The sequence below is a fragment of the Meiothermus luteus genome (assembly GCF_003574085.1).
Taxonomy (GTDB): Bacteria; Deinococcota; Deinococci; order Deinococcales; family Thermaceae; genus Meiothermus; species Meiothermus luteus.
Map to the genome: position 1 here is coordinate 1 of NZ_QWKZ01000149.1, position 4,084 is coordinate 4,084.

The following is a 4,084-nucleotide window of genomic DNA, read 5'->3' on the forward strand; positions in this document are numbered from 1 at the left end:
CGCCTACACGGTGGCGGTGGGCTGCACCGGGGGGCAGCACCGCAGCGTGGCAGTGGTGGAGCGCCTGGCCCAGGAGCTTTCCGGGCGCTTCCGGGTGGAGCTGGAGCACCGCGACCTGGAAAAGGCCCTGGTAAGCGAGGGGGCATGACCAAAGACAAGGGCAAAAGCCTCAGAACAGGCCCCTTGGTCCAGGGGCTCTCCCTTGACCCAGCCGACGACCGCTTTATCGGTGTGTTGCGCTGGCTTCTGCCGGGCATGCGGGTCAAGCGCTACGCCCTGGTGGCGGTGCTGGGCCTGCTGGCGATGTTCCTCGGGGTGGTGCACCTATCCTGGCACACCGCCCTGGTCCCTTGGTTCCTTCAGGTCATGCGTTGGACGGGCTACCTTGGGGTTCCCCTGTGGCTTTCGGGAGGGCTTTGGCTCCTATTGGGCCTGCTGCTTTTCATCCTGGGGCTACGCTCGATGAACCGCAGCATGCTCTCGGCCATCACCGACCCCGCCTCGGTTTCCAAGCAGGTGTACATCCGGCGGAGGCTCGAGGCTGGCCCGCGCATCGTGGCGTTGGGTGGGGGCACCGGGCTTTCTCGTGTGCTCCAGGGGCTCAAGACCGAGACCGCCAACCTCACCGCGATTGTCGCGGTCACCGACGATGGGGGCTCCACCGGCCGCCTGCGGGTCTCCTTTGGAGTCCCGGCGGTGGGCGACCTGGTGGACTGCCTGGCGGCCCTTTCCGATGCGGAGGGCCTGCCCGAGCTGATGCAGTACCGCTTCCAGCGGGGCGGGGAGCTTCAGGGCCACACCTTTGGGAACCTGATGCTGGTCTCCCTCTCCGAACTCTTCCACGACTTCGCCCAGGCCATCCGGGAGGCCAACCAGGTCCTGCGCCTGCGGGGGGCGGTCTGGCCCGCCACCTATGAGGCCGCCCGGCTGTGGGCGGAGCGGGACGACGGCAGCCGGGTGCAGGGGGAGAGCGCCTTGCGGGAGCGGCCAGGCCGTATCCACAAGGTGGGACTGGCTCCGTCCGACGTCGCGGCCATGCCGGAGGCCGTACAGGCCATTGAGCGGGCCGAGATGATCGTGTTGGGGCCTGGCAGCCTCTACTCCAGCGTGATTCCGAGCTTCCTACCCAAAGGCATTCAGGCAGCCATCCAGCGCTCGCCGGCCCGGCTGGTCTACATCGTCAACATTATGAGCGAACGGGGCGAAACCGAGGGCATGGACGCCTACGACCACTTCCAGGCGGTTGAGCACCATCTGGGCCGCAGGCCCAGCGTGGTCTTGGTCAACAACGCCCGCATCCCCGAGGCGCTGCTTCGGCGCTACCAGGCCAGCGGGCAGCAACCGGTGCGCTTCAACCCCCAGCGCTTTGAGGGGCTAGGGGTGCGGGTCATCGCGGAGGACTTCCTCGAGCCCGGTTTTGCCCAACACGACCCTGAGCGGCTGGTAAAGGTTCTAATGTCGCTGCGATGATACCGGCTATTTTTTCCGACCCTCCAGGCGACGACCACGGCCTAGGCTACGCCTACCCCACTGCACCCCTATTCGCCGAGGCCGGCTTCGCCGACCTAAGGGGGTTCGAGGCCTTACAAAGAGGGGAAAAGCTGGTTCTACGGGTACGCCTCCAACGCTACCCCAACCCTCTGGGGGCTCCCCACGGCTTCTCCTTGGCCACCGTGGCCATCTACCTCCACACCGGGCCTGGCGGCACAGAGGAGCTTCCAGGGGCGGGCTTCAAAACCCCTGCGGGACAGGGATGGAGCCACGCCTACCTGATCACCGGCTGGCTGGCCGAGGAGCACCGGCCAGACGGAAGCCGCCAGCCGGTGAGCCTGAGCCGCCAAGGGGACTGGCTCGAGCTGACCTCCAGCCTGCCGCCCGGCGACTACGGCTACTACGTGGCCGCAGGCCTCTACGACCCCTTCACCCCCTGGCATTTTCGTCCGGTGCGGCCCGGCGGAGGCCCCTGGGTGCTAAACGGCCCCAGCGAGGCCCCCAGGGCGGTGGACGTGCTTCACCCCCAACAGGCCCAAGCCTACCAAAGCGGGGTCTTACCTCCCCTGCGGGCCGCCCAAAATCGCACCCCTTGGGCTTTGCTCAGCGCCGGGCTGGGCCTGCTCTTCGTCCTGCTGGCCTTCCGCTTTCCTCGCCGCTAGCGGGCCCCGATGATGTAGTTTTCTAGCTCGGCAATCACCAGCTCCTGCTGGGTGATGATGGCCTTAACCACGTCGCCTATTGAAACCACCCCCACCAGCCGCCCATCCTCCAGCACCGGCAGGTGGCGCACCCGGTGGGCGGTCATGAGGTTCATGCAGTCGGCCACGGTGGCCTCGGGGCCAACCGTTACCAGCTCAGCGGTCATAACCTCCTCCACCCGGGTGTCCTTGGAAATCCGGCCCATCAGAATGATCTTTCTAGCGTAGTCGCGCTCCGAGAAAACCCCCACCAAGCGCTCCCCTTGCACCACCATCAGGGCCCCCACATCGTGGGCCGCCATGCGCTCTAGGGCTTCAAACACCGTGGCCTCCGGCGCAATCGTATACACCGCGCTCCCTTTAGCCTGAAGCAACTGCCGCACCGTGCTGGTCATAACACCTCCCGCGAAACCGGGCACACCCATTGGCCTCTTGACCGCCCGATTATAAGTGTTGCTGATTATTCTACCCGCCCAGGCTTATCAAGCTCAAGGCCCGGCGTACCACAGCAGCTCCCGTTCTACCGGCCCCTCGTGGCCCTCGAGGTGAAAGCTCTCCACTGCCAAGCGGTGGGGGAAGCGGTCCATAAAGTTGAGTACCGACAGGGCCTGGGTGCGGTGCTGGGCCATGGCCTTGAGCTTCCGCAGCAGCACCTCTAGGGGCAGGTGCCGCACATGGGTAGGAGGCAGCCAGCCCTCTTGGTACTCCGGGGACGGGCTGAGCGGCGCGTAGTAGAACAAGCGGATGCGCTGGCCCGAGCGACGCACCGCCTCCCGCACAAACCGGTGGGTGGCCACGTGGTCGGGGTGGCGGTTGGAACCGTTGGGGGCAAAGGTAATCACCGCCCTGGGCCGCAGCACCTCAAAGCGCCAGAGGAGCAGGTCCACTATCTCCGGGTGGTCGGCCACCCCCTCAGGGCTGGCGAAGCCCAGACCCCGGGCCTCCCCTGCCCCCGCCCCGTTGGGCCGGCCGTTGGGAAAGTCGTAGAGCTCGAGGTGCCCCAGGCGCAAAACCTCCGCCGCACGCCTGAGCTCCTGAGCGCGAACCTCGCCCAGCTCCTCAGGGGCGCAAAGGCCCAAGGTACGCCCGGCTTCACCCCGGGTCAGGGTGATGAGGCCGGTTTCCAGCCCCCACTCGGCGTACTGAATTAGGGTACCCCCCGCACCAAAGACCTCATCGTCCGGATGGGGCACCACCACCAGCAGGTCCATGCCCCTATCATGGCCTGATGGAAACGGCGCTGCAAGCCGCACCTACTCCAAAGGCCGGTAGGTGAAGTAGTCGAAGTCAGCGTGCAGGCGGGCCCCGCTCAAATCCTGGGCGCAAAGCCCGAGGAAGGTGCCGGTAAAGCCCAAGCCCCGGCAGTACTCGTCGGAAAGCTTGTAGGTGGGGTAGCGCAGGGGTATGGGCTGCCAGTCCTTTCCATTGGCCGAGTAGGCAAAGCCAAAGCGCTCCCGCTCAAACCGCACCTTCAGGTAGACCCGGCCCCAGCCCTCAACGGGCAGCTCCTGGCCCAAAGGCTCGTCGTAGCGGCCATTCTCACAGGCGAGAACGCTGAGGGTCTTGCCCAGGCGCTCGTCGCGGCTTAGGCGCAGGTAGACCCAGTTGCCGGTGTCGTAGTAGCAGACCAGGCCGGCCATCTGCTGGAAGTGCTGGGGTTCAAACTCGAGAGCGGTCTCGGCCTCGGCAAAGAAGTGCTGCAGGCGGCGGGCCACCAGGCTCTGGCGGTGGCGCGAGCTGAGGGACTCCCGCCCGTAAAGCCGCAGGTAGCCCGGCCGCTCACCGAGGGAGAGCCAGGAGGGGTCGGGGGGGTGGCGCAGGGTTTGGAAGTGCAGGCTTAGGGTAGGGCCGTCAAAGTCGTCCCGCTCGGGCTCAGCGGGCCAGGGGTGGGG

General features: G+C 66.6%; 6 protein-coding genes. 3 read left to right on the top strand and 3 right to left on the bottom strand.

Going from position 1 to position 4,084, the window contains the following annotated elements; genetic code table 11:
- The 3 genes from Mlute_RS14275 to Mlute_RS14285 form a co-directional block, all read left to right on the top strand.
- Positions 1-148: RapZ C-terminal domain-containing protein (locus Mlute_RS14275; protein ID WP_281270869.1), on the top strand; the 148-nt coding region annotated here is incomplete at its 5' end.
- 107 nt (positions 149-255) lie between these two features.
- Positions 256-1,470: a gluconeogenesis factor YvcK family protein gene (locus tag Mlute_RS14280; RefSeq protein ID WP_245958998.1), complete on the top strand. Its 1,215-nt coding sequence runs from the start codon at positions 256-258 to the stop codon at positions 1,468-1,470.
- Entirely contained in the window at positions 1,467-2,153 is a 687-nt protein-coding gene (locus Mlute_RS14285; RefSeq protein WP_119361230.1) for a glucodextranase DOMON-like domain-containing protein, read from the top strand. Before Mlute_RS14280 ends, Mlute_RS14285 begins: the two co-directional genes overlap by 4 nt.
- Here Mlute_RS14285 and Mlute_RS14290 read toward each other — a convergent pair.
- From Mlute_RS14290 to Mlute_RS14300, 3 genes are all read right to left on the bottom strand, one after another.
- Positions 2,150-2,587 carry a CBS domain-containing protein gene (locus Mlute_RS14290; RefSeq protein WP_119361232.1) on the bottom strand — a complete coding sequence of 146 codons (438 nt, stop codon included), beginning with the start codon at positions 2,585-2,587 and terminating at the stop codon, positions 2,150-2,152. The genes Mlute_RS14285 and Mlute_RS14290 overlap by 4 nt on opposite strands.
- A 93-nt stretch (positions 2,588-2,680) precedes the next feature.
- Positions 2,681-3,403, bottom strand: a complete 723-nt coding sequence (locus Mlute_RS14295; RefSeq protein WP_119361231.1) for a PIG-L deacetylase family protein — start codon at positions 3,401-3,403, stop codon at positions 2,681-2,683.
- 42 nt (positions 3,404-3,445) lie between these two features.
- The coding region (locus Mlute_RS14300; RefSeq protein ID WP_456237814.1) for a beta-xylosidase family glycoside hydrolase at positions 3,446-4,084 on the bottom strand (639 nt) is incomplete at its 5' end.

Excerpts from the sequence above, each read along its gene's own strand:
- Mlute_RS14285 (WP_119361230.1), top strand. The coding sequence starts at position 1,467 with ATGATACCGGCTATTTTTTCCGACCCTCCAGGCGACGACCACGGCCTA.
- Mlute_RS14280 (WP_245958998.1), top strand. The coding sequence starts at position 256 with ATGCGGGTCAAGCGCTACGCCCTGGTGGCGGTGCTGGGCCTGCTGGCG.
- Mlute_RS14290 (WP_119361232.1), bottom strand. The coding sequence starts at position 2,587 with ATGACCAGCACGGTGCGGCAGTTGCTTCAGGCTAAAGGGAGCGCGGTG.
- Mlute_RS14295 (WP_119361231.1), bottom strand. The coding sequence starts at position 3,403 with ATGGACCTGCTGGTGGTGGTGCCCCATCCGGACGATGAGGTCTTTGGT.